The sequence below is a fragment of the Aurantimonas coralicida DSM 14790 genome (assembly GCF_000421645.1).
GTDB classification, from domain to species: Bacteria; Pseudomonadota; Alphaproteobacteria; order Rhizobiales; family Rhizobiaceae; genus Aurantimonas; species Aurantimonas coralicida.
Genome location: NZ_ATXK01000008.1, coordinates 113,350 through 134,903 on the forward strand (window position 1 = coordinate 113,350; position 21,554 = coordinate 134,903).

General features: G+C 67.2%; 18 protein-coding genes. 6 read left to right on the forward strand and 12 right to left on the reverse strand.

Annotated elements, in window-relative coordinates:
* Positions 1–12: 12 nt before the first annotated feature.
* The 3 genes from H536_RS0116260 to H536_RS0116270 form a co-directional block, all read right to left on the reverse strand.
* Positions 13–495, reverse strand: a complete 483-nt coding sequence (locus H536_RS0116260) for a MarR family winged helix-turn-helix transcriptional regulator (RefSeq protein WP_029703430.1) — start codon at positions 493–495, stop codon at positions 13–15.
* Positions 496–782: 287 nt separating this feature from the next.
* Positions 783–1,715, reverse strand: a complete 933-nt coding sequence (locus H536_RS0116265) for a dihydrodipicolinate synthase family protein (protein ID WP_024351483.1) — start codon at positions 1,713–1,715, stop codon at positions 783–785.
* Between the two features lie 71 nt (positions 1,716–1,786).
* Positions 1,787–2,539, reverse strand: a complete 753-nt coding sequence (locus H536_RS0116270; RefSeq protein WP_024351484.1) for an SDR family oxidoreductase — start codon at positions 2,537–2,539, stop codon at positions 1,787–1,789.
* A gap of 214 nt (positions 2,540–2,753) precedes the next feature.
* Between H536_RS0116270 and H536_RS0116275 the strand changes: the two genes are divergently transcribed.
* The 3 genes from H536_RS0116275 to H536_RS0116285 all read left to right on the forward strand — a co-directional run bounded on the left by H536_RS0116275 (position 2,754) and on the right by H536_RS0116285 (position 6,884).
* Positions 2,754–3,830 (forward strand): Ldh family oxidoreductase, encoded by a 1,077-nt coding sequence (locus tag H536_RS0116275; protein WP_024351485.1) that lies wholly within the window; start codon positions 2,754–2,756, stop codon positions 3,828–3,830.
* A 43-nt stretch (positions 3,831–3,873) separates the two neighbouring features.
* Positions 3,874–4,812: a TAXI family TRAP transporter solute-binding subunit gene (locus H536_RS0116280; RefSeq protein ID WP_024351486.1), complete on the forward strand. Its 939-nt coding sequence runs from the start codon at positions 3,874–3,876 to the stop codon at positions 4,810–4,812.
* 113 nt (positions 4,813–4,925) lie between these two features.
* Positions 4,926–6,884 carry a TRAP transporter permease gene (locus H536_RS0116285; RefSeq protein ID WP_024351487.1) on the forward strand — a complete coding sequence of 653 codons (1,959 nt, stop codon included), beginning with the start codon at positions 4,926–4,928 and terminating at the stop codon, positions 6,882–6,884.
* A 93-nt stretch (positions 6,885–6,977) separates the two neighbouring features.
* Here the strand turns inward: H536_RS0116285 and H536_RS0116290 are convergent, their stop codons facing one another.
* The 3 genes from H536_RS0116290 to H536_RS0116300 all read right to left on the reverse strand — a co-directional run bounded on the left by H536_RS0116290 (position 6,978) and on the right by H536_RS0116300 (position 10,547).
* Positions 6,978–7,607 carry a glutathione S-transferase family protein gene (locus H536_RS0116290; protein ID WP_024351488.1) on the reverse strand — a complete coding sequence of 210 codons (630 nt, stop codon included), beginning with the start codon at positions 7,605–7,607 and terminating at the stop codon, positions 6,978–6,980.
* Between the two features lie 93 nt (positions 7,608–7,700).
* Complete coding sequence (locus H536_RS0116295) at positions 7,701–9,377, reverse strand: thiamine pyrophosphate-binding protein (protein ID WP_024351489.1); 1,677 nt, start codon at positions 9,375–9,377, stop codon at positions 7,701–7,703.
* A 183-nt stretch (positions 9,378–9,560) separates the two neighbouring features.
* A complete protein-coding gene (locus tag H536_RS0116300; RefSeq protein WP_202814813.1) occupies positions 9,561–10,547 on the reverse strand; it encodes an aldo/keto reductase in 987 nt (328 codons plus the stop codon).
* Between the two features lie 394 nt (positions 10,548–10,941).
* Here H536_RS0116300 and H536_RS0116305 point away from each other — a divergent pair, with 394 nt between their 5' ends.
* Both H536_RS0116305 and H536_RS0116310 read left to right on the forward strand, forming a co-directional pair.
* Positions 10,942–12,513, forward strand: a complete 1,572-nt coding sequence (locus H536_RS0116305; protein ID WP_024351491.1) for an aldehyde dehydrogenase (NADP(+)) — start codon at positions 10,942–10,944, stop codon at positions 12,511–12,513.
* A 196-nt stretch (positions 12,514–12,709) separates the two neighbouring features.
* Entirely contained in the window at positions 12,710–13,753 is a 1,044-nt protein-coding gene (locus H536_RS0116310; protein WP_024351492.1) for a Gfo/Idh/MocA family protein, read from the forward strand.
* A 64-nt stretch (positions 13,754–13,817) separates the two neighbouring features.
* Here the strand turns inward: H536_RS0116310 and H536_RS0116315 are convergent, their stop codons facing one another.
* The 4 genes from H536_RS0116315 to H536_RS0116330 all read right to left on the reverse strand — a co-directional run bounded on the left by H536_RS0116315 (position 13,818) and on the right by H536_RS0116330 (position 17,961).
* Complete coding sequence (locus tag H536_RS0116315) at positions 13,818–15,005, reverse strand: AGE family epimerase/isomerase (RefSeq protein ID WP_024351493.1); 1,188 nt, start codon at positions 15,003–15,005, stop codon at positions 13,818–13,820.
* A gap of 87 nt (positions 15,006–15,092) precedes the next feature.
* Positions 15,093–16,397, reverse strand: coding sequence for a TRAP transporter large permease (locus H536_RS0116320; protein WP_024351494.1), 1,305 nt, complete (start codon positions 16,395–16,397; stop codon positions 15,093–15,095).
* Entirely contained in the window at positions 16,394–16,873 is a 480-nt protein-coding gene (locus tag H536_RS0116325; RefSeq protein WP_024351495.1) for a TRAP transporter small permease, read from the reverse strand. Before H536_RS0116325 ends, H536_RS0116320 begins: the two co-directional genes overlap by 4 nt.
* An 80-nt stretch (positions 16,874–16,953) precedes the next feature.
* A complete protein-coding gene (locus tag H536_RS0116330) occupies positions 16,954–17,961 on the reverse strand; it encodes a TRAP transporter substrate-binding protein (protein ID WP_024351496.1) in 1,008 nt (335 codons plus the stop codon).
* A gap of 232 nt (positions 17,962–18,193) precedes the next feature.
* On the opposite strand from H536_RS0116330, the gene H536_RS0116335 reads away from it, so the two are divergent.
* Positions 18,194–19,090 (forward strand): NAD(P)-dependent oxidoreductase, encoded by an 897-nt coding sequence (locus H536_RS0116335; protein WP_024351497.1) that lies wholly within the window; start codon positions 18,194–18,196, stop codon positions 19,088–19,090.
* A 109-nt stretch (positions 19,091–19,199) separates the two neighbouring features.
* On the opposite strand, the gene H536_RS0116340 is transcribed toward H536_RS0116335, so the two are convergent.
* Complete coding sequence (locus H536_RS0116340; RefSeq protein WP_024351498.1) at positions 19,200–20,234, reverse strand: NAD-dependent epimerase; 1,035 nt, start codon at positions 20,232–20,234, stop codon at positions 19,200–19,202.
* The gene (locus H536_RS0116345; RefSeq protein WP_024351499.1) at positions 20,234–21,523 is read right to left on the reverse strand and encodes a nucleotide sugar dehydrogenase; all 1,290 of its coding nucleotides are present in this window, start codon (positions 21,521–21,523) and stop codon (positions 20,234–20,236) included. The genes H536_RS0116340 and H536_RS0116345 overlap by 1 nt, the downstream gene beginning before the upstream one ends.
* Between the last annotated feature and the right edge of the window lie 31 nt (positions 21,524–21,554).

Here is a 21,554-nt window from a genome sequence, read left to right on the forward strand (position 1 = left end):
GCGACGTTCCTCTCAATCCAGCGCAGCGATGAGGCGGCGCAGCATGTCGAGAAGCGCGGGCTTGCCCGCCCCGACGATGGCGTCCAGTTCCCGGTCGTGACGGGCGGCGCATTCGGCCAGATGCGCCAGCTTCTCGCTGCCCTTGTCGGTCAGGTGCAAACCGTGGCTGCGGCGATCGGCGGTGCTCGGACAGCGCCGGATCAGCATCGCCCGGTCGAGATCGCGCAGCACCGGCGTCAGGGTGGACTTGTCGCGACCGGCCGCGCGGCTCAGCGCTAGCGGCGTGACGCCCGGATTGTCGTTGATCAGCGAGAGCACGGCGAAATGGCCGGGCCGCAGATCGGCCTGCGCCGCATGGCGCTTGAAGGATTTGAAGGAGGCGTTCTGGGCAAGCTGGAGATGAAAGGCGATGTAATCGTCCAGCGCACCGCGGCGGACCGGATCGTCGCCGCGCAAAGGACTGTCCGGCTCCGCGGACCGTCGTGTCGCTGACATGCTTCCCCTCCCAAGGCCGCCGGACGTCACCGTCCGGGCCGCCGCAAGGGCGACCATGCCCGGAGGCTAGGCGAGAGAAAGACCCGCCGCAACTAGTTTTATCACAAACCAGTTTCGGGCAGCGACAAGCAGGGGGGCGTCGGCGCGCAGGTCGATTTCCCGTGCCGGTATGACGAACGGCCCGGGCGCTGGAGAGCACCCGGGCCGCCGGTCGTGTCGTCGATGAGCGGGTGACCGCCCTCCCCGTCGCGCGGGTCAGGCGTCAGCCGACGGCGAGGCTTACCCGCCTAGCGGCCCCAGCGCAGGACCAGCGGGTCGAGCGTGCGGGCGAGCTCCAGGAGACCGGCGCGCGTGTCCGGATGCGCCGGGGCGATCGGCTTGCGCACGGCGTCGGAGGCAATGATGCCGCCTTCCTTCATCAGGATCTTCGCCGTGGCGAAGCTGGTCTGGCGGTTCTCGTAATTGATCAGCGGCAGCCAGCGCGCATAGGCCGCGACGGCTGCTGCGCGATCGCCGGCGAAATAGGGATCGATGATCTGGCGGATGCCGTCGGGAAAGCCGCCGCCGGTCATGGCGCCGGTGGCGCCGGCGTCGAGATCGGCCATCAGCGTGATCGCCTCCTCGCCGTCCCACGGACCCTCGATCGCGTCACCGCCGAGCGCGATCAGCTCGCGCAGCTTGGAGGCGGCGCCGGCGGTCTCGATCTTGAAATAGGAGACGTTCTCGATCTCGGCCGCCATGCGGGCGAGCAGTGCCGGCGGCAGCGGCGTGCCGGCGACCGGCGCGTCCTGGATCATGATCGGGATGGAGATCGCGTCGGACAGCGCCTTGAAGAATTCGAAGACCTGCTTCTCGCCGACCCGGAAGGTCGCGCCGTGATAGGGCGGCATCACCATGACCATGGCGGCACCGGCGGCTTCCGCCGCCTTGCAGCGGGCGACGCACACATCGGTGGAGAAATGGCTGGTGGTCACGATCACCGGCACCCGGCCGGCGACATGCTCCAGCGCCAGATGCATCTGCTCGTCGCGCTCGGCATCGGACAGGACGAACTGCTCGGAAAAGTTCGCCAGGATGCAGATGCCGGTCGATCCGGCGTCGATCATGAAGTCGAGCGCCCGGCGCTGGCCGTCGAGATCGGGCGCACCGTCCTCGGTGAAAATGGTCGGCGCGACGGGATAGACCCCGCGATAGGGCCGGACGGCGGAACATGCGGTCATCGTGTTTCCTGCTCTGCTGGTCAGTCTCGAAGGCGTCCGGGCCGGTCTGGCCCGGACGATGTGCGGCAGCGTCAGCCGCGACCGACGAAGGGCATCTGGGTCGCCATGACGGTCATCGTCAGGACGTTGGCCTCCAGCGGCAGGCTCGCCATGTGCGCCACGGCGCGGCCGATATGGCCGGCGTCGATGGTCGGCTCGACCGCCGTCGTGCCGTCCGCCTGCAGCACGCCCTTCGACATGCGCGCGGTCATCTCGGTGGTGGCGTTGCCGATGTCGATCTGGCCGCAGGCGATGTCGAACGGCCGGCCGTCCAGCGCGGTTGCCTTGGTCAGGCCGGTGATGGCGTGCTTGGTCGCCGTGTAGGGCGAGGAATTCGGCCGCGGCGTCGTCGCGGAAACCGAACCGTTGTTGATGATGCGGCCGCCATGCGGCGTCTGCGCCTTCATCTTGCGGAAGGCTTCCTGCGTGCAGAAGAACGCGCCGGTGAGATTCGCACCGACCACCGTGTTCCACTGCTCGGCGGTGAGCTCTTCCATCGGGATGGCCGGCGAGCCGGCGCCGGCATTGTTGACCAGCAGGTCGAGGCGGCCGAAGCGCTTCTCGACCTCGGCGAAGAGCGCCGTGACGGAGGCCTTGTCGGAAATGTCAGCCGGCACGACGACGGTCTGCGCCTCGCCGATGGCCTTGGATGCCTCGTCCAGCACTTCGCGGCGGCGACCGGTCATCACGACCGTGAACCCGTCGGCGACCAGCGCCGTGGTGATGGCCTTGCCAACGCCGGTTCCTGCGCCGGTTACCACGGCAATCTTGTTCTGCGACGTCATCGCGTCGACCTCCCCTGATTCATCATACGACCTGGTCGCGTTTCGCCCCCGCGAAACGCCATTGCAGCATGGCGACGTGTGGTCGTTCGTCGGTGCCACCGCTCCCATACGCTGCCGCGATGCCGCTTGACAACGTCGGCAGCGGATGATGGCGTCCATCCCAAGCGATCGCCCTGTCATAAGATCGCAGCAAGAACCGGCCGGAGGAAACGGCATGCAGTCCGAGACAGCCGAAAGGGTCGACAGCGCGACCTGGCGGCGACAGGCCCTGGCGATTCTGTCCGCATGGGGCATGAGCGATGCGCATGCGGCGGTCACCGCCGACGTGCTGGTCGCGGCCGACCTCATGGGTATCGATTCCCATGGCCTGACCCTGTTGCCGCTCTACGACCAGCAGCTCGGCAATGGCGGCGCCACCGCGACGCCGAATATCGAGGTCGTGCACGACATGGGCGCCGTCGCGCTGATCGACGGCGACGCCGGCTTCGGCCAGGTGCCCGGCATGATGGCCGTGGACATGGCCGCCGAGCGGGCCGGACGCTTTGGCATCTCCGCCATCTCGATCCGCAATTCCAACCATTACGGCGCGGCCGGCGTCTATGTGCGGCGGCTTGCCGAACGTGGGCTCGTCGGCATCTCGACCTCGTCGGTCTGGCGGGCCGGCATCGTGCCGACAGGCGGGCTGGCGCCGAAGCTCGGCACCAATCCCATCGCCTTCGCCGCCCCCTCGGCACGCGGCCAGCCCTTCCTTCTCGACATGGCGACCTCCACCGCGGCGATCGGCAAGCTCAAGCTGGCGCAGCGGGCCGAGACCGAACTGCCGGAAGGCTGGGCCCTGACGCGTCAGGGCACACCCCAGCGCGATCCCAACCTCGCGCTGCTCGATCCCTTGCTGGCACCGCTGGGCGGCCACAAGGGCTATGGGCTGGCGACCATGGTCGAGGTCCTGTCCAGCGTCCTGTCCGGCGCCGCCCTGACACCGCTGCGCGGGGCCCCCGGCCAGAAGCACGATGTCGGCCATTTCATCCTGGCCCTCGATCCCGCGATGATCCGCGGCTCGCGCGCCGCCTTCGAGGACGACCTCGACCGCATGGTCGACGGCCTGCGTGCGACCGACCCGATCGATCCGGCCCATCCGGTGATGGTGGCCGGCGACCCCGAATATGCCCGCGAGGCCGACAGGCTGGCGCACGGCATCCCCTTGTCTGCGAAGCTCGCCGCGCAATTGCGCGAGATTGCCGAACGGGCGGGCGCCGCCTTCCTGTTCGAGCGGGAGAGTGCGCCGACGTGACCGACCGTCCCTCGGGGCGGAGATAAACTGGGAGGAGAAAGACATGAAGAAGACCCTACTGACGCTCGCGCTCACGGCGGCGGGCATCGCCATGACCATGCCGGCACAGGCACAGCAGCTGCGGTTCATGACCGGTCCGCAGGGCGGTTCGTGGTATCCGCTGGGCGGCGCCATCCAGGGCATGGCGCCCGACGGCGTGGCGATCCAGGTCCTGCCGGGCGGCGGCGTCGCCAACGTCCAGGGCGTCCAGAACGGGGCTGCCGATCTCGGCTTCGCCAATTCCATCTCGACGGTCGACGCCATCAAGGGACGCGAGCCGTTCGAAGGCGAAGCCGACAATGTCTGCAACCTCGCGACGCTCTATCCGCAGTATTTCCAGATCGTCACGACCGCCAGCACCGGCATCGAGAAGGTCGAGGATTTCGCCGGCAAGCGTCTGGCCACCCAGCCGGTCGGCAACACCGCCGAGCAGGTGACCCGCGCCGTGATGCAGGCCGCCGGCATGACCTATGACGACCTGTCGACCGTCGACTACGTGTCCTATTCGGATGGCGTGTCGCTGATGCAGGACAACAATTCCGACATCTTCACGCTCGGCACCACCGTGCCGGCCTCGGCGATCATGGATCTCGCCAATTCCTCCGAGATCAAGCTGGTGCCGCTGGACGCCGACTTCATCGCCAAGATGAAGGCCGAGATCAATCCGGGCTACACCGGCGTGACCATCCCGGCCGGCTCCTATCCGGGGCAGGACGAGGACGTCAGCGCGGTCGGCTACGCCACCCACGTGATCGCGCGCTGCGATCTCGATGCCGGCGTCGTCGAGGGCATTCTCGGCCAGATGTGGGAGAACCGCCAGGATCTCGCCGCCATCGCCGCCGCGATGAAGGACATCACCGTCGAGGAGATGGCCCAGGACGTCGGCGTGCCGATGCACGAGGGTGCCAAGGCCTTCTACAAGGCCAACGGCGTCGAGATGTAAGCAGGATGGCGGGCGTGCGGCTTCGGGAGGGGCCGCACGCCTTTTTGTGACCGGCGGGCGCTTGAGCCGGCCGGACGACGGGTCGGCAATCCGGCCTGTCCACGGGGGGTGACATGGAACGACACGAAGTCTGGCTGAAGCGAACGATCACCGTCGTCGCGGTGACGATGAGCCTGTTCCACCTCTATGTCGCCTATTTCGGGCCACCCAACGCCTTCACCCTGCGGGCCACCCATTTCGGCTTCGCGCTGGTGCTGGCCTATCTGTCGCTGCCGATGTTCGCCTCGCGCCAGGGCAAGGCCCCGACGCCGCTCGACTGGCTGTTCCTGGTCGGCTCGCTCGCGGCCTCGGCCTACCCGATCGTCGAGCAGCAATATTTCAACACCCGCATGGCCTATGTCGGCCCGGTCTCGGCCACCGACATCAGCTTTGCGATCCTCATGATCGTCGTCGTCCTGGAGGGCACGCGCCGCGCCATCGGCCCGATCCTGCCGATCACCGCGCTGATCTTCCTCGGCTACCAGGTGTTCTTCACCAACACCCACCTGATCCGGCTGCTCGAATACCAGTACATGACGACCGATGCCCTGTTCGGCATCCCGGCGCAGGTCTCGGCCACCTATGTCGTGCTGTTCGTCATCTTCGGCGCCCTCGCCGAACGGCTGGGCATCGGCAAGCTGTTCATGGATTTCGCCCTGGCGCTGACCGGCAGCCAGGCCGGCGGACCAGCCAAGGTCGCCGTCGTCACCTCGGGCCTGTTCGGCTCGGTGTCGGGCTCGGCCGTCGCCAACGTGATGACCACCGGTACCTTCACGATCCCGCTGATGAAGCGCATCGGCTATCCGCCGCACTTCGCCGGCGCCGTCGAGGCGGTCGCCTCCACCGGCGGCCAGATCATGCCGCCGATCATGGGTGCCGCGGCCTTCGTCATGGCCGAGTTTCTCGGCGTCAGCTACCTGAAGGTCGCGGCCTTCGCGCTGCTGCCCGCCCTCCTCTACTATCTCGCGGTCTTCCTCGCGGTGCATTTCGAGGCCAAGAAACAGGGCCTGAAGGGTCTGCCCAAGGCCGATCTGCCCCGCGTAGGCGAGGTGCTGCGCGAGCGCGGCCACCTGTTCCTGCCGCTGTTCATCATCATCGGCACGCTGATGTCCGGCTTCTCAGCGCCCTTCTCGGCACTGATGGGCATCGTCTCCGTGGTGCCGGTCGTCCTGATGCGCAGCACCACCCGCAGCGAATTCACCATGGCCAAGCTGATCGACGGCCTTGAGGCCGGCGCGATCAACTCAGTGATCGTCGCCATGGCCTGCGCCACCGCCGGCATCGTCATCGGTGTCATCGCCCAGACCGGGCTCGGCCTGACCTTCACCAGCATCGTGCGCGCCGCGGCGCAGGACATGCTGCTGCCGGCCCTGCTGCTGACCATGGTCGCCGGCATCGTCCTGGGCATGGGCATGCCGACGACCCCGGCCTACATCGTCCAGGTGGCGCTTCTCGTGCCGGCTCTCGTCCGGCTCGGCGTGGCGGTCGAGGCAGCGCACATGTTCGTGCTCTACTTCGCCATCCTGTCGGCGATCACCCCGCCGGTGGCGATTGCCGTCTATGCGGCCTGCGGCATCAGTCGCTCGGCGGTCTGGGACACCAGCATCGCGGCGGTGAAGCTGGCGCTGACGGGCTACATCATCCCGTTCATGTTCGTCTTCGGCCCGTCGCTGCTCCTGATCGGCGACTGGGACAAGGTGGCCGTGTCCGTCGTGACCTCGATCACCGGCGTCACGCTGCTCACCGGCGGCCTCTCCGGCTATCTGCTGAAGCCGGCCAACTGGCCGACGCGGCTCCTCTACATCGCCGCCGCCTTCACGCTGATCAAGCCGGGCCTGACGACCGACATGATCGGTGCCGGTCTCGGCGCGCTCGGCCTGTTCCTCAACTGGCGCTGGCCGGCGCCGGACTTCGTGCCGCGCAACCGGCCGATGGTCGATCCGGGCCATGTGGAGGCGCCGGAGAACGCGCCGATTGAGCCCGGCGACCTGCTGGAGGCCTCGGCCCACAGCAGCCATCCGCGCAACGGCTGACACGAAAAAGGCGGGGCGCCGAGCGCCCCGCCTTTCTTCATCTCCGGGGACCGCCTCCCTCGGCGCCGGCCGTCCATGACGGCCGATGCCGCATCAGGGCATCGGGATGTCCTGCGTGAATTTCGGCACGTGATAGCCCTTCTGCACCGCCTCGCGGCCGGCCAGTTCGACATACCAGCGCTTCACATTCGGGAAGTCGTGGAGCGAGATCTCCTGCCATTCATGGCGCGATGCCCACGGCCAGATCGACAGGTCGGCGATGGAATACTCTCCGGCGACATATTGTTCGCGGCCAAGTTGGGTGTCGAGCACGCCGTAGAGGCGGCGCACTTCCTTGGCGAAGCGCTCCTCTGCGAAGGGCGCCTTGCCCTTGTTGAACTTCAGATATTGATGCGCCTGGCCGAGCATCGGACCGAAGCCGCCCATCTGCCACATCAGCCATTCGAGCGTCTTCATCCGGGCGACGGGCTCGGTCGGCAGCAGCTTGCCGGACTTTTCCGCCAGATAGATCAGGATCGCGCCCGATTCCATCAGCGTCAGGCCGTTGTCGCGGTCGACGATCGCCGGGATCTTGTTGTTCGGCGCGACCTTCAGGAATGCGGGATCGAACTGTTCGTCCTTGGTGATGTCGATGGCGTGGGCCTCATAGGGAAGCCCCATTTCTTCCAGCGCGATCGAGACCTTGCGGCCATTGGGCGTCGCCCAGGTGTAAAGATCGATCATCGGTGCAAATCCTCCCAGAGTGCTGTGTTCGAGATAGTCGAGGCATGGCGACCTGCGGCGGCGCGAGGACCGACCGCAGGCCGAACCGGATGGCTATTTCGCCGAGGCGCGCAGCTTCGTGACCGTGGTGCGGGTCGAGATCCGCTCGGGATCGGTGACGAGCTCGATCAGCGCCGCCTTGCCGGAGGCACGCGCCCGCTCGAAGGCCGGCATGAACTCGTCATTGCTGGTCACTCGCTCGCCATGGGCGCCCATCGCCGTCGCCATGGCGGCGAAATCCGGGTTCTGCAGGTCTGTGCCGACCACCCGGACGGGATATTCCCGCTCCTGATGCATGCGGATCGTGCCGTAAGTGCCGTTGGCGAAGACGAAGATGATCGGTGTCGCGCCGTACTGGACGGCGGTCGCCAGTTCGAGGCCGCTCATCTGGAAGCCGCCGTCGCCGACGCAGCCGATGACGGTGCGGTCGGGATGGGCGATCGCCGCGGCGACGGCCGCCGGCACCGCATAGCCCATGGCGCCGGCCGTCGAGCCGATCTGCCGCCCCGGCCGTCCATAACGCAGGTAGCGCTGCGGCCAGCCCGTGTGGTTGCCCGCGTCGAGCGTGACGATGGCGTCGGTCGCAAGCTCTTCGCGCAAAGTGGTGAAGGCGGCCGCAAGATCCAGCGGACCGGCTTCCTGTTCCGGTTCCACGTCGGCCAGGAACTCCTGGCGCAGCTGCGAACGCCAGCCCTCGAAGCGCGACGGCTCGAACCAGCGCGCCTCGGCAAGGGCGGAGGCCAGCGGGGCCGGCGAGGCGCAGAGGCCGAGCTCGGGCTGATAGACCCGGCCGACCTCCTCGGCGCCGGAATGGATATGGATGAGGCGCGGACGCGGCGCCGGCGAATCGAGCGTCGTGTAGCCCTTGGTCGTCATCTCGCCGAGCCGCGCGCCGGCGACGAACAGCACGTCGACCTGGGCCATCCGCTTGACGAGGCTCGGCGCGCCGGCCGTGCCGAAATCGCCGACGAAGCTCGACGAGCCCGCGGAAACGACGTCCTGGCGGCGGAACGAACTGGCGACCGGCAGGCCGTTGGCCTCGGCAAAGGCAGTGATGTCGCGGCACGCCGCATCGGTCCAGCCGCTGCCGCCGACCAGCATCAGCGGGTTCTTCGCCTCCGCGAGGATCGCCCGGATCGCCTCGGCATCGGCGGCCGTGACATGGCCCTCGACCGGCGTCGCCTTCGGCGCGTCGCCGACGCTCGCCATCTCGGTCAGCATGTCCTCGGGCAGCGCCAGCACCACCGGTCCCGGCCGACCCGACATCGCCACCTGATAGGCCCGCGCGACATATTCGGGAATGCGCGCCGTGGTCTCGATCTCGGCCGCCCATTTGGCGACCGGCGAGAACATCCGGCGATAGTCGATCTCCTGGAAGGCCTCACGATCGCGCATGTCGCGGCCGACCTGGCCGACGAACAGGATCATCGGCGTCGAATCCTGGAATGCCGTGTGCACGCCGACCGAGGCGTGGCAGGCGCCCGGGCCGCGGGTCACGAAGCACAGCCCCGGCTTTCCGGTCAGCTTGCCGTAGGCATCGGCCATGTTGGCCGCGCCGGCCTCGTGGCGGGCATTGATCAGGCGGATCTCGTCGCGGCTGTCATAGAGCGCGTCGAGCACCGCCAGATAGCTTTCGCCGGGCACGCAGAAGGCAGTGTCGGCCCCCTGCTTCAGCAGCTGGTCCACCAGAATGCGCCCACCGTTGCGGGCATTGGCTTGCGACTGGGTCATGTTCAGATCGACCTCGAAGGAATGCGCGGCCTTGAAGACCGTCCTGCGGGAGGCGCGAGGATCACGCCGGATGAAACCCGCGTCAGCGGGCGGTGGATCGAGCCGGCCGGGCCGTTACGCTCAGGTCTAGCGCGGCCCAGGGGCCATCGCCAAGACCGCCGCAAGGGCCGCCTGGAGGCCGGCTCAGCAATAGCGTTCCGGTCCGACGGACTGGGCGTCCGAATAGCGGTCGCCATGGGCAAAGCCGACCGGCAGCACGGCCTCGATGGCGGCCATGTCCTCCGCCGACAGCGTGATCGCCATCGCGTCGGCGTGGTCGTCCAGATGATCCGCGCTGCGCGTGCCGGGAATGGCGACGATCTGCGGCGAGCGATGCAGCACCCAGGCGATCGCCAGCGCCGCCGGCGACTGGCCGCGCTCGGCCGCAAAGGCACGGAAACGGTCGGCAGCGGCGAGGTTGTGGCTGAAATTCGGCTCGACGAAGCGCGGATTGGCAGTGCGGAAATCGCCCGGCGGAAAATCGGCCGGCACCAGCGGCTTTGCCCCGAACATGCCGCGGGCCAGCGGCGAGAAGGCGACGAGAGCCGTGCCGGAGCGCTCGCATTCCTGCACGAGACCGAGTTCCGGCAGGCGCGTCCACAGGGAATATTCGCTCTGGACGGCGGCCACCGGATGCACCGCATTGGCCCGGCGCAACGTGCCCGGAGAAATCTCCGACAGGCCGATCGCGCCGATCTTGCCCTCCTCTTTGAAGCGCACCAGCGTCTCCATCACCTCCTCGATCGGCCGCCCGGCCTCGCGGCGATGGATGTAGAAGAGATCCACATGCTCGACGCCGAGCCGGCGCAGCGAGCCTTCCAGCGCGCCGCGCAGATAGTCGGCCGAATTGTCGAAGCTGCGCTGCGGCGCCCGCTTGATCGCCGCCTTGGTGGCGATGACGAATCGGTGCGACCGGGCTTTCAGGAAGCTGCCGATCACCTCCTCCGAGACGCCCTCGCCATAGACATCGGCCGTATCGAGATGATCGATGCCGCGTTCGATGGCTCGGTCGAGCGTACGGTGGCTCTCCGCCACGTCGGTCGCCCCGTAGATGCCGCCGAAGCTCATGCAGCCGAGCCCCACGGGCGCCACCTGCGGTCCGCCCGTTCCAAGCCTGCGCCGTTCCATCATGCCCCCTCTTCCTTCACTCGCCGTGCGCCCGCCTGCCCTTGCAGACAGATGCGGACGCCCCGGTCTCGCGTCGCCACGGCGGCCGCTCCCGGCCGGCAATCCCCGCGCGACGTCTCCCTCCACGACCGGTGGATAACGTATCCACTGCCCCGATCGTGCCCTTCCGGGAACCGATAGCACATCGGCGACCTTGCCCCGAGCGTCATATGATGACACGTGAAGCACGTCACCGGCGAATGGTGCCGGCGCGTCGCATGACTTTCGTGTGGACAGCCGTGCTGCCTAATGTCGATGTATGCATTGAAAGCTCGCCACCCGCGACAAACATTCCGGGTCCCAGGATCGCTCGTCCGCTTCGGTGTGGCGGGCATGGCTGCAAATGACAGGTGAATTGATGGCTTTGACAGGAGACCTCCTCATCGGAGGCGCGACACGACACGGAACCGCAGGCGACATCCACGGCCTTGACGCGGCAACCGGCGAGAAGCTCGAGCCGGCCTTCGGTGCGGCCGGCCCCGACGATCTGGAAAAGGCCTGCGCGCTCGCCGCCGAGGCGTTCCCGATCTTCCGCGAGACCGATCTGGAAGCACGCGCCGTGTTCCTGGAGACGATCGCCCAGAACATCATGGATATCGGCGACGAGCTGGTCCAGCGCTGCGTGACCGAGACCGGCCTGCCGCAGGCCCGCGTCGAGGGCGAGCGCGGCCGCACGGTCGGCCAGCTCCGGCTGTTCGCCGCGACCGTCCGCGAGGGCTCGTTCCTCGAGGCCCGCATCGATCCGGCCATGCCGGACCGCAAGCCGATGCCGCGCGTCGACCTGCGCCTGCGCAACGTCGCGGTCGGCCCGGTCGCCGTCTTTGGCGCGTCCAACTTCCCGCTGGCCTTCTCGGTCGCTGGCGGCGACACGGCCTCGGCGCTGGCCGCCGGCTGCCCGGTCGTCGTCAAGGCCCATTCGGCCCATCCCGGCACCTCCGAGCTGGTCGGCAAGGCCGTGCAGAAGGCGGTCAAGGATTGCGGCCTGCATGAGGGCGTCTTCTCGATGCTGTTCGGCTCGGGCCGCGTCATCGGTCAGGGTCTCGTCGCCGATCCGCGCATCAAGGCTGTTGGCTTCACCGGCTCGCGCAGCGGCGGCACGGCGCTGATGGCGACCGCAGCGGCCCGTTCCGAGCCGATCCCGGTCTATGCCGAGATGAGCTCGATCAACCCGGTCGTGCTGCTATCGGGCGCCCTCGCCGCACGCGGCGAAGCGATCGGCAAGGCCTTTGTCGGTTCGCTCACCATGGGTGCCGGCCAGTTCTGCACCAATCCGGGCCTCATCCTCGCCATCGACGGCGAGGGCCTGGAAAGCTTCGTCAAGGGCGCCAGCGCCGCGCTGGGCGAGGCTCAGGCCGCGACCATGCTGACGCCGGGCATCCACGAGGCCTATTGCGAAGGCGTCAAGCGTCTGGACAGCCATTCGCAGGTCCAGAAGCTGGCCGAGGGCAAGGTCGGCGAGAAGTTCCAGGGTCAGGCGGCCCTGTTCTCCACCAAGGCCGCCGACTTCCTGGCGCATCCCGAGCTGCAGGAAGAGGTCTTCGGCTCCACCTCGCTGATCGTGCGCTGTGCCGACGAGGCGGAACTGCAGAAGGTCCTGGGCTCGGTCGAGGGTCAGCTGACCATCGCCCTGCACATGGAAGAGGGCGACCACGACGACGCCCGCAAGCTGCTGCCCGTGCTCGAGGAGAAGGCCGGTCGCATCCTGGTCAACGGCTTCGGCACAGGTGTGGAAGTGGCCCCGGCCATGGTCCATGGCGGTCCCTTCCCGGCCACCTCCGACGGCCGCTCCACCTCGGTCGGCACGCTCGCCATCGCCCGCTTCCTGCGGCCGGTGAGCTATCAGGACATGCCCGACGCGCTGCTGCCGAAGGCCCTGCAGGAGGCCAACCCGCTGAACGTGCCGCGCCGCATCGACGGCAAGCTCGGCTAAGCTCCGCGCAGACCACGAACGAAGCCCCCGGTGACCGACGGTCCCGGGGGCTTTTTCGTTCGGGGCTCCGGCACGTCCGCATGGGCCGGCCCGCCCGGCACGTCTCACCTGGCGGTCTCTCTGCCCTTGGCATCGCCGGCCATATGGCTGACAGTGTCGCAGGGGAAATTCGCGACATCTTCGGGGGGAGAAACTCTTGGCAGTTCAGAAAAGACGGGTCGCGCTGGTCGGGCTCGGCATGGTGGTGGGCGCCCATGTCCGCAGCCTCAACGATCTCGCCGACCGGGTCGAGATCGCCTACGCCTACAGTCCCACGGCGGCCCGGCGCGAGGCCTTCGCGGCGCAGTTCCCGGTGCCGACCTGCGATCGTCTGGAGACGATCCTCGACGATCCGAGCATCGACGCCGTCATCGTCCTGACCCCGCCCAACACCCATCTCGACATCGTCGGGCGCTGTGCGGCGGCGGGCAAGCACGTGCTCCTGGAAAAGCCGCTGGAGATCACCACCGAGCGCGCCACGCAGATGGTCGAGGCCTGCGAGGCCGCCGGGGTCACCCTCGGCATCGTCCTGCAGCACCGCTTCCGCCCGGCCGCCGAGGCGCTCGCACGGATGATGGCCGCCGGCGATCTCGGCGAGATCGCCGGCTGCTCGACGATCATCCGGCTGTGGCGTCCGCAGGCCTATTACGACGAGCCCGGCCGCGGCAGCCTCGCCCGCGATGGCGGCGGCGTGCTCCTCACCCAGGGCATCCATACGCTCGACCTGATGCTGAGCTTGGCCGGTCGACCGGCCGAGGTGCGGGGCTTCGCCACCACCAGTCCGGTGCATGTGATGGAAACCGAGGACATGGTCGCCGCCGGCATCCGCTTCGAGAACGGCGCTCTCGGCACCATCGACGCGACGACCGCCGCCTATCCGGGCTTTCCCGAACGCATCGAATTCATCTGCCGCAACGGGACCGCGGTCCTTGCCGGGACCGGCCTCGACGTGACGTTCCACGACGGTTGCACCGAGCGGGTCGCGCCGCTGGAGACTGCCGGCGGCACCGGGGCCAATCCGATGGATTTCCCGCATGACTGGCACCGCAGTGCCATCGCCGACTTCCTCGATGCGCTGGACGAGCGGCGCCCACCCCGCATCTCGGGCCGCGAGGCGCTGAAGGTGCATCGCCTGATCGATGCGCTGATCGAGGCCGGCCGGACGGGAACCAGCGTCGCGGTCGCCGCAGACCCGGCCTGACGGCCCACCCGCGCCCGCCAGTCAGGCCGGCGCGGGTTGCACCAAACAGTGAACAGCGGCAGCGCTATTGCGCCTCCCAAGCGCCGAGCCGCTGGCCTTCGATGATCGCCATGGCGACATGGTAGAGCAGCCGCGTCGGCGCGTCGGCCTGCAGCGTGTTGCCGTCGGGATCGATCTGGTTGCGCCAGATCGGGCGGTCGGCAGCGATGTGCTGCTTGAACATCAGCTTGGTCAGCTGCCGGGCCCGCGCCACGCCCTCCGCGTCCCCGGCCGATTCGGCCCGCGCCAGATGCGCCTTGATGCCTTCCGTCTGGGGCCAGAGCAGCATCGATGTCGAGATCGGCGCCCCTGACGGGTCGATCTCGTCAAAGACGCCGCCGCCCAGCCGGCCGCCACGATGGGTGCCGTTGTTCCAGCCGAACCGGTAGAGGGCCGCGGCATGGCCGTCGAAGCGCCGGTCGCCCGATAGGGCCGCATAGCGGTGCAGCAGCCAGACCCATTCGAACTGGTGGCCCGGCTCGCGGATGCGGCCGGCCGGCGGCGGCGCCTCGCCGAGATTGCGGTCGAGGAACTCGCGCAGCGAGCCGGTGTCGGCGTCGTAGAAATGTGCCGCGAAGACTTCGGCGATGCGCCTCGCATGCTCCAGCCAGCGCGGCTCGTCCGTCGCCTCGTGCAGCGCCAGCAGTGCCTCGAAGAGGTGCATGTGCGGGTTCTGGCGGCGCGGCAGCGGATAGGGTTCGCCAGGCTGCGTGGCCCGGTCGTCCTCGTGATAACCGCCGGTCGCCGGATCGAAGAGGGTGCCGTGGAACCAGTCGAAGGTCTCGTCGAGGAGACTGCGCGCAGTCTCCGAAGGCCCGAGCTGCAACAAGGACGCAAGTCCGAGCAGCACGAAGCTGTGGTCGTAGGCATCCTTGACCCGGTTCGCACCGGGCCCGGCTGGATCGCCGTCCCGGCCGACCGCGCGGTAGAATCCGCCGTCGGACGGATCGCGCAGATGGTCGGTGAGGAAGGCCAGCGCGGTCTCGGCGCCGGCGACGCAGTCCTCGCCGCCGCCGTTCAGCCGTGCATGGGCGCAGGTGAACAGCATCCGCGCCTGCACGAGCGTGGTCTTGGGATCGTCCTCATAGGGCTCACCGGCCGAGGAGAGCCGGTCGAAGAAGCCCCCATACCGGTCGTCCCGCGCCGTCGCGATCCAGAACGGCATCGCCTTGTCGTAGAGCCAGAGATCCGGCCGCCGATCGCTGCGTGTCATGTGCGTCTTTCCCCGATCGCATGGTCTATAAAAAGAGCGCGGCGCACCGTTTCCGGGCACCGCGCTCCTCCCCCCTCAACCGATGGCTCAGTTGACGAATTGCGGCATCAGCAGTCGCGGCAGCCACAGGCTGACCGACGGGAACACGATGACCAGTGCCAGGATGGCCAGCATCGGTGCCAGGATGATCGCCACGTCCTTGATCACCCGTTTGACCGATATCCCCGCGACCGAACATGAGATCAGCAGGCACAGGCCGTAGGGCGGCGTCACCAGGCCGAAGGCGAGGCTGATCACGCCGATCATGGCGAAGTGGATCGGATGCATGCCGACCGACTGCGTAACCGGCCACAGCACCGTGCCGAGAATGATGATCGCCGGGATTGCATCGATGAAGCAGCCGATGATCAGGAAGGCGATCGCCACGGCAAAGCCCATCTCGGTGATGCCGAGATCCATCGCCTGCACATAGGAGACGAGCGCCGCCGGGACCTTGAAATAGGCCAGGATCCAGCCGAAGGCGCTGGCGGTGCCGATGCAGAACAGCGCGATCGAGGCGAAGCGTCCGGTGTCGTAGAGCACCTCGGTCAGGAGCTTCAGGCCGATGGTGCGATAGACGACCATGCCGAGGAACAGCGCATAGAGGGCGGCGACCACGGAGGCCTCGGTCGGCGTGAAGACGCCGCCGACAATGCCGCCGACGATGATAATCGGCGTCATCAAAGCGAGCGCGGCCCCGAGGAACGCACCGGCGAGTTCGCGGAACGTGGCGCGGGTGTGCAGGCCCATGCCGTGGCGCCTTGCATAGATGTAGACCGTTGTCATCTGCGCGCCGGCGATCAGCATGCCCGGTATGATACCGGCAAGGAACAGGCCGCCGATCGAGACCGACATCAGCCCGCCCCAGACCACCATCAGGATCGATGGCGGAATGACGACGCCCATCACCGAGGAACAGGCGGTCACGGCGACGGAGAACGAGGCTGAGAAGCCCTCCTTCTTCATCTGCGGGATCAGCAGCGAGCCGATGCCGGCAGCGTCGGCGGTCGAACTGCCCGAAATGCCGGCGAAGAACATCGACACCACGACATTGACGTGGCCGAGACCGCCCGGAAGGTGCCCGACCAGGGCCCGCGACAATCGGATCAGGCGGTCGGTAATACCCGCCGCGTTCATCAGATTGGCGGCGAGCAGGAAGAACGGCACCGCCAGCAGCACGAAGGAATTGTAGGAGCGGAACATCTCCTGCAGCAGCAGGATCGGCGTCAGCCGGGGCTCCAGGAAGAACACCGGGATACAGGCGAGAGCGAGCGCGAAGGCGACCGGCACCCGCAGGATGATGAAGAGCAGGAACAGCCCGAACAGCAGCGCGGCGACGAAACCGGGGGTCATGCGACCTCTCCCAGCGGGCGCCGCAGTTCGATCATGACCTTCTCGGCCATGAAGAGCAGCGTGACGACCCCCATCAGCGGCCAGGCGACGAACATCCAGTTCATCGGCAGCGAGGCGATCTCGGAGGTCTGGTACCAGCCGAAGAGCAGGAACTGCCAGCCGTACCAGACGAAGATCACGGCCACGAGCGACACCATCAGATGCACGAAGATGCGCTTGGCCCGCTCAACCTTGGGATTGGCCGATTCCGGCAGGATCTCCAGATCGAAATGAGTGCCGTCGCGCACCGCGCACATGGCGCCGATCATGATCATCCACACGAAGCAGAAGCGGGCGATCTCCTCGGTCCAGATATAGCGGGGCACGTAGTCGGAACGTGACAGCACCTGCATCGTCACGGGAATGATCAGGCCTGCGACGAGCAGGCCCAGTGCCACCTTGAGGACGAGGTGGACTGCGTCGAGGATGCGATGCATGAACTCTACCGAAAAATGCGGGAAATGCGCGGAAACAGCCGGGGTCGCCGGGACGGCAGAGCCGCCCCGGCCAGGCGCCGTTACTTGATCGCCTGGATGTTCTTCAGAACGTCGGCTGCACCGAGCTCTTCGGCATAGGCCTCTAGCACCGGATTGGCGGCCGCCAGCATGGCATCACGCTCGGTGAATTCATGCGTCTTCAGCCAGCCCTTCTCGACCATGGCGTCGAGCTTCTTGCCGTCCTCGCCGCTTTCGATCTCGCGGCCGTACTGCCCGGCCTGCGGACCGGACTCGTCGATGCACTTCTGCAGGCCTTCCGGCAGGCGCTGATAGGTCTTGTTCGACATCATCAGTGGCCGGATGGTGATCGCGTGCTTGGTCAGCGACAGCTCCGGTCCCACTTCGTAGAACTTCATCTGCTCGACGCCGGCCGCCTCGTTCTCGGCCGCCTCGATGACGCCGGTCTGGATGGCGTTGTAAACCTCGTTATAGGCGATCACGGTCGGCGCCGCGCCGAGCGCGTTGAAGACGCTGGTCCAGATCGGGGCGCCCTGCATGCGGATCGACAGGCCCTTCATCTCTTCCATGTTGGTGACCGGCCGCGTCGCAAAGACGTTGCGCGTGCCGCCGCCCGCATAGCCGAGCAGCCGGATGTCGGCCTTTTCGAGAATGTCGTCGGCGATCGGCTTCAGCGCGTCGGCTTCCAGGACCTTGTTCCAGTGATCCTCGTCACGGAACAGGAACGGCATGTCCATCAGCGGCGCCATCTTCGAGAAGGTGGACATGTGGGCCGGCGAGGCCACCGCATAGTCCACCGACAGGCCCTGGTTCATGTAGGCGACGTAGTCCTTCTCGAGGCCCAGCTCGGAGTTCAGGTGCATCTCGAACTCGATGGGCTCTTCGGTGTAGCAGGCCGAAACCAGCTCCTCGAACTTGCGCATCGTCTTGGTGAAGGCGTGGTTCTCGTCGAACTGGCTCGCGCCGATCAGCTTCGTCTGCGCAGCGGCCGGGGCGGCCGAACCGAGCGCCACGGCACTGGCACCAAGCAGAAGTGCGGCGGCCGCACCCTTCATGAATCCAAACGTCATATTGTTCCTCCCAATATGGTGCGCGTTTCTGCAGTAAACGCGCACCGTTCTTTCTGCGCTGCAATATTGCAGTGCAGTATTTTCTCCCGATTCCGACTATATCCGATGACTTGCGCGGGTCAACAACGTATACGCTAAGCCTGTCGGTGCTTTTTATCGCCGGTACGATTGGAGATCGCGAGCGGGAATCGACGTGCAGGAGCGCGACCGTTCGCCGGAGAGGGACTTCACTATGACCAACAAGCCATCGATCGGTTTCATCGGCCTCGGGCTCATGGGATCGGCCATGGTCGAGCGCATGCAGAAGCTCGGCTACCCGATGACCGTCATCGCCAACCGCAGCCGCGGCAATGTCGATGCCGCGGTCAAGCGCGGGGCGACCGAGACCAAGACATCGCGCGAGCTCGCCGGCCGCAGCGACATCGTCATGATGTGCATGGACACCTCCGCCTCGGTCGAGGCGCGCATGTTCGGCGAGGACGGCGTCATTGCGGGCCTGCGCCCGGGCAGCCTCGTCATCGACTTCGGCACCTCGCTGCCCGATTCGACCAAGCGGATCGCCGCGGCCGTGGCCGAGGCCGGCGCCGAATACATGGACGCACCGCTCGGCCGCACCCCGTCCCACGCCGTCGACGGCAAGCTCAACATCATGTCGGCCGGCAGCACGGAAGCCTTCGAGCGCGCCAAGCCGGTCTTCGAGGATCTCGGCGAGAACATCTTCCATGTCGGCCCGCTCGGCGCCGGTCACACGCTGAAGCTGATCAACAATTTCTTCGCCATGACCACCGCCTGCGCGATGTCGGAGGCCTTCGCCATGGCCGACCAGGCCGGGATCGAGCGGGACACGCTGTACGGCGTGATGTCCGCCGGTCCGCTGAAGTCCGGCATGATGGATTTCGTCAAGGCCTACGCCGTCGACGACAATCCCAACATGCTGGCCTTCTCGGTCGCCAATGCTCGCAAGGATGTCGGCTATTACAGCCGCATGGCCGACGATCTCGGCGTGCCGAGCGTCATGTCGACCTCCGCCAAGCAGGCGCTGTCGCTGGCGACCGCCGGCGGCTTCGGTCAGCGCATGGTGCCGGAAATGGTGGCGTTCTTCGCCGGCCTTTTCGGCGGCAAGAAGTAAAAATCAGCTCTGAAACTACCGGATCCGGCGGCCCCGCTGCCGGATCCCTGCAAGGGTGCGATCTTCGCCGGCATCTCCCCCAAGGGCCGGATGGAGCGCCCTGCCCTCGCTAGACGTCAGCGGCGACCCGGTAATAGTCGCGGTACCATGCAACAAAGGCCGCAACGCCCTCCTTCACCGGTGTCGCCGGCCGGTAGCCGACGGCCCGTTCCAGTTCGCTGACATCGGCAAAGGTGTCGGGCACATCGCCCGGCTGCAGCGGCAGGAGCTGGCATTCGGCCTTGCGGCCCAGCGCCTCTTCCAGCGCCTCGACGTAGTCGAGCAGCTTCACCGGCGAATTGTTGCCGATGTTGAACAGCCGGAACGGCGCATTGCTGGTCGCCGGATCGGGCCGGTCGCTGTTCCAGTCGGCATTCGGCGCGGCCGGGTTGTCGCTGGTGCGGATCACCCCTTCGACGATGTCGCCGACATAGGTGAAGTCGCGGGTATGGTTGCCGCCGTTGAACAGCGGGATCGGCCGGCCCTCGAGGATGTTCCGGGTGAACAGGAACAGCGCCATGTCCGGCCGGCCCCACGGGCCATAGACGGTGAAGAAGCGCAGTCCCGTCGTCGGCAGCCGGAACAGATGGCTGTAGGAATGCGCCATCAGCTCGTTGGCGCGCTTGGTGGCCGCGTAGAACTGCAGCGGATGATCGACGCTCTGGTGCTCGGAGAACGGCATCGCCGTGTCCGCGCCGTAGACGCTCGAGGTCGAGGCATAGGTCAGGTGCCCGACCCCGCCATGGCGGCAGGCTTCCAGGATGTTGGTGAAGGCGACGACGTTGGATTCCACATAGGCATGGGGATTTTCCAGCGAGTAGCGCACGCCGGCCTGGGCCGCGAGATGGATCACCCGGTCCGGGCGATGCGCCGCAAAGCAGGCCGCCACCGCGTCGCGGTCGGCAAGATTGGCCCGCACGAAGCTGTAGCGCCCGCTCGAACGCGCCGCCGTCTCTTCCAGCACCTGCAGCCGGGCTTCCTTGAGCGCCGGGTCGTAATAGTCGTTGACCACGTCGAAGCCGACGACATCGTCGCCGCGCTCCAGAAGGCGCCGCACGACATGGAAGCCGATGAAGCCGGCATTGCCGGTGACCAGGATCGTCATCAGAGCCGCCCGTCCGTTTCCTCGCGCGCAAAGACGCCCTTCACATCGTAGAACGCCGCGTTCTCCCGGCCCAGCCCCCTGATCGCCTCCGCGCCCATGGCGGCAAACTGGCGGTGGCCGACGGCCAGCACGATCCCGTCATAGGTGGCAGGATTGGGCGCTTCGGTCAGGCAGGCAAAGCCGAATTCGCGTTCGCATTCCTCCGGCGCGATCCAGGGGTCCCAGACATCGACCACGGCGTTGAACTGCCTGAGGTCGCGGACGAGGTCGATCACCCGCGAATTGCGGATGTCCGGGCAGTCTTCCTTGAAGGCGATGCCCATGATCAGGATGTGGCTGCCGACGACAGGCAGGCCGCGGCTCATCATCAGACGCGCCACCTGGTCGGCCACATGGTGCCCCATCCGGTCGTTGATCCGCCGCCCGGCAAGGATCACCTCGGGATGATAGCCGACCTCCTGCGCCCGGTGGGTCAGGTAATACGGGTCGACGCCGATGCAGTGACCGCCGACGAGCCCGGGCCGGAACGGCAGGAAATTCCACTTGGTGCCGGCGGCCGCCAGAACGTCGAGCGTGTCGATGCCGAGCCGCTGGAAGACGATCGAGAGCTCGTTCATCAGCGCGATGTTGAGGTCGCGCTGGGTGTTCTCGATCACCTTGGCGGCTTCCGCCACCTCGATCGACGGCGCCTTGTGGGTGCCGGCGGTGACGATCGTGCCGTAAAGCCGGTCGACGGTCTCGGCGGCCTCCGGGGTGGAGCCGCTGGTGACCTTGGTGATCGTCGTCAGCCGGTGCTGGCGGTCGCCCGGATTAGCGCGCTCCGGGCTGTAGCCGAGGAAGAAGTCGCGGTTCAGTGTCAGCCCGGACAGACGTTCCAGGATCGGCGCGCAAATGTCGCGGGTGCAGCCCGGATAGACGGTCGATTCGTAGATCACCAGCGCACCGGCCGAGAGTGCCCGGCCGACCGATTCCGTCGCCCGTATCAGCGGCCCGAGATCGGGACGGTTGGCCTTGTCGATGGGCGTCGGCACCGTCACAATGAAGATGCTGCAGGCCGACAGGGCTTCCGGATCGCTGGAAAAGGCGAGATTGTCCGCCGTTGCCTGCAGATCGGCCGGATCGACTTCGAGTGTCGCGTCGCAGCCATCCTGCAGCTCGGCGATCCGCGCGGCCCTGATGTCGAAGCCCAGAACCTTGCGCTGCCGCGCAAACTCCACCGCCAGCGGCAGGCCGACATAGCCCAGCCCGATGACGGCGATCGTGCCCTGGTCCCGTTTGTCCTGGCGCATAGCGGCACCTCCGGTCGCGATCGCCCCGGCC